General features: G+C 70.8%; 3 protein-coding genes. 2 read left to right on the top strand and 1 reads right to left on the bottom strand.

Going from position 1 to position 1,888, the window contains the following annotated elements; all coding sequences use genetic code 11:
* Nucleotides 1-503 (bottom strand): PspC domain-containing protein (locus G6024_RS14330; RefSeq protein ID WP_159149006.1); only part of this gene is annotated, 503 nt, incomplete at its 3' end.
* Nucleotides 504-593: 90 nt separating this feature from the next.
* Between G6024_RS14330 and G6024_RS14325 the strand changes: the two genes are divergently transcribed.
* Nucleotides 594-1,574 (top strand): mechanosensitive ion channel domain-containing protein, encoded by a 981-nt coding sequence (locus tag G6024_RS14325; protein ID WP_159149005.1) that lies wholly within the window; start codon nt 594-596, stop codon nt 1,572-1,574.
* Nucleotides 1,575-1,585: 11 nt separating this feature from the next.
* Nucleotides 1,586-1,888, top strand: a 303-nt coding sequence (locus G6024_RS14320) for a PspC domain-containing protein (RefSeq protein WP_159149004.1), incomplete at its 3' end; no start/stop codon positions are given.

Genomic DNA, 1,888 nt, shown 5'->3' with positions numbered 1-1,888 from the left:
CGCGACGCGTCGGGTCCGCGAGCGGCGGAGGGCCGCACCGCGGAGACCTCCGCCCACCCGGCGGGCGGTTCGGGGGTGCGCCGGTGCAGGCCGTACCAGCCGGCGAGCATCGCCGCGACCATGAGGAACCCGGCGCCGAGGAGGAGCGTCTCCCCGGAACCGCCGAAGGTGGGGGCGGACAGGAGGACGACGACGACGAGGACCACCGCGGTGACCTTGGAGCCCGACGCCCGGCCCTTCCCCAGGAGCGCCTCCCCGGAGGAGACCTCGTCGCCGGCGGAGCGCAGGAGCAGCCACATCAGGGCGTACAGGAACACGCCCGCCCCACCCCACAGTGCGGCGACGACGAACGCGACGCGGAAGAGGACCGGGTCGACGCCGTAGCGCCGACCGAAGCCGCCGCAGACGCCGGCGATCCTGGAATCGTCCGGCGTCCGGACGGGACGGGTCCGCCACAGGGAGCGGAGCTCTGACGGGAGGTCGTGGGTGTTCGTTCTGGACATGACCCCATCGTGCTCGGCGGGAGTCCGCGGCACATCGGGGTCCGACCCTGATTTCCGACCCCGAGGCCGTAGGGGAGGGAGGATGGCGGGATGGTCGACACCGTCATGGGTTTCCTGGGCTCCGACGAACAGCTGCGGCTCTTCGGGGTGACGCTGGTCGGGGTCAGCGGGCGGACCGTTCTCAAGGTGCTCCTCAGCATCCTGCTGTTCGTGCTGCTGTCGCTGTTCACGTCGATCTCGCGGGCGGTGATGCAGGCGATCGCCGGGCCCGCCGGGTCCGCGTCGAGGTTCTGGACGAAGCAGAGTCTGCAGCTGTTCACCGCCGTCGTGGCCGTGCTGGCGCTCTTCTCCATCTGGGTGACCCCGGGAACCGACCTGACCGTGGGGGTCGGACTCGTCACCGCGGGCCTGGCGTTCGCGTTGCAGAAGGTGATCGCGAGTCTCGCGGGATACTTCGTCATCCTCCGGGGGAGGGTGTTCGCGGTCGGCGACCGGATCGCCGTGGGTGGGGTCCGGGGCGATGTGATGTCGCTCGGTTTCCTGCGCACGACCGTCATGGAGATGGGATCCCCGTCGTCGATGGCCGGCGCGGAGACCGGCAACTGGGTACCGAGCCGTCAGTTCACCGGCCGGGTGGTGACGGTGTCGAACGGCGTCATCTTCGACGAGGCGGTCTACAACTACACCCGCGGGTTCCCCTTCCTCTGGGAGGAACTGTCGCTCAAGCTGCCGTTCGACGTGGATCTCCGACGTGTCGACACGGTGTTCCACGCCTGCGCCGACCGGCACACGAGGGAGCTGAGCGACGAGGCGATGGCGAGCATGCAGCAGATGAGCCGCATGTACGCGGTCGATGTCCGGGAGTTCGGGCCGCAGGTGTTCGTCTCGCTGCAGGAGGACGGGATCCTCGCCACCGTCCGCTTCGTCGTGGGCAGTCACGGTGCGCGGTCGGTCAAGGACGCCATCTCCCGGGACCTGGTCGCCGGATTGCGGGAGGGGGGTGTCTCGCCGGCGAGCGTGGCCGTGGATATCCGGGTACTTCCCGATTCCCCTCGGGGCGATGATCTGTGACGATGGCGTCCATGAGTGAGAACGCGACCGATCCCGCGCCGGCCACCGCGGTCCGGTCGGCGTCCCCGGTCGCCGGACCACAGGCGGGGTCCGCCGCCGTGGCGACGACCGATTTCCGCTGGTACCCGCGGTTGACCCGCGGCAGCGACGGATCCGTGGTCGCGGGCGTGTGCGTGGGTCTGGCCGACCACCTCGGGGTGCGGGTCGTCCACGTGCGCCTGGTCATGGTTCTGCTGGCCACGCTCTCGGGCGCCGGCGTGGCCCTGTACTCGGCGCTGTGGGCGCTCACCCCGACGGGGCCCGCGTCGGCGGGC

The sequence above is a fragment of the Dietzia maris genome, from assembly GCF_014144855.1.
In the GTDB taxonomy this organism is placed as follows: domain Bacteria; phylum Actinomycetota; class Actinomycetes; order Mycobacteriales; family Mycobacteriaceae; genus Dietzia; species Dietzia kunjamensis.
Note: the sequence above shows the minus strand (reverse complement) of the source record. Positions and strands in the feature narration are given on the sequence as shown.

Excerpts from the sequence above, each read along its gene's own strand:
- G6024_RS14325 (WP_159149005.1), top strand. The coding sequence starts at position 594 with ATGGTCGACACCGTCATGGGTTTCCTGGGCTCCGACGAACAGCTGCGG.